Origin of the sequence: Aeromonas popoffii (assembly GCF_000820025.1) — a bacterium.
GTDB lineage: Bacteria > Pseudomonadota > Gammaproteobacteria > Enterobacterales > Aeromonadaceae > Aeromonas > Aeromonas popoffii.
Window position 1 is genome coordinate 1 of record NZ_CDBI01000058.1, and the last position, 802, is coordinate 802.

The 802-nt window shown below is 60.5% G+C and carries 2 protein-coding genes; both read left to right on the plus strand.

All coding sequences use genetic code 11. The features are described from left to right. Positions 1 to 265: flavodoxin (locus BN1129_RS12065; protein WP_042036819.1), on the plus strand; the 265-nt coding region annotated here is incomplete at its 5' end. Between the two features lie 285 nt (positions 266 to 550). Continuing rightward, on the plus strand, positions 551 to 802 hold a 252-nt coding region (locus tag BN1129_RS12070; protein WP_042036822.1), incomplete at its 3' end, for a PmbA/TldA family metallopeptidase.

The window sequence follows — 802 nt, forward strand, 5'->3', positions numbered from 1 at the left end:
CGGCCTGGGTGATCAGCTGGGCTATGGCGAATGGTATCAGGATGCCCTGGGCCTCCTGCACGATCAGCTGGTGCCCAAGGGGGTCAAGCTGGTGGGTTACTGGCCCAGCGAGGGGTATGAGTTCGACGCCTCCAAGGCGCTGATCGACGATGGCCGTCACTTCGTCGGGCTGGCCCTTGACGACGCCAACCAGTACGACCAGACCGAATCCCGCATCGAACAGTGGGTCGACCAGATCCTCGGCGAGATCCACGAGCTGCTCTGATCTCGCCCGGATGTGACGCCAACCGATGCGATCGGAGCAAGCTGCACCTAGCCCCCTGGGGCGACCAGCGATTAAACAAGGTCCACTGCGGCGTTCATCTTCCCTGCCGGCGGCCAGGATCTGGGCTGCCGGGCGCAGTTATCGCACCGATTTTCTCAATCGGTATCATCACATGACGCTGTAGCGACTTTTTTGTGCTGGTCTGCAACAATGCAATCGACACCCCATAACACCATCAGACGGGTGTCGGAAGCAAACAGGAAACAGACCAGAAAAGGATATTCTATGACCTCATTTTCCCTGTTGGCCCCCGCCATCGCCCGCGACGTGCTCGATCACGCGCTGGCGCTGGGTGCCGACTTCGCCGAGCTGTTTGTGGAGCGCAAGCGCCGCAGCCAGCTCAGCCTGCTCTCCAGCCAGATAGAAAATATCAGCGGCGGCCTCGATTTCGGCATAGGTGTGCGCCTGTGCTACGGCCACAAAGTGCTCTACGGCTACACCAACCTGGCCGAACGCAACGAGCTGCTGCGCATCGTC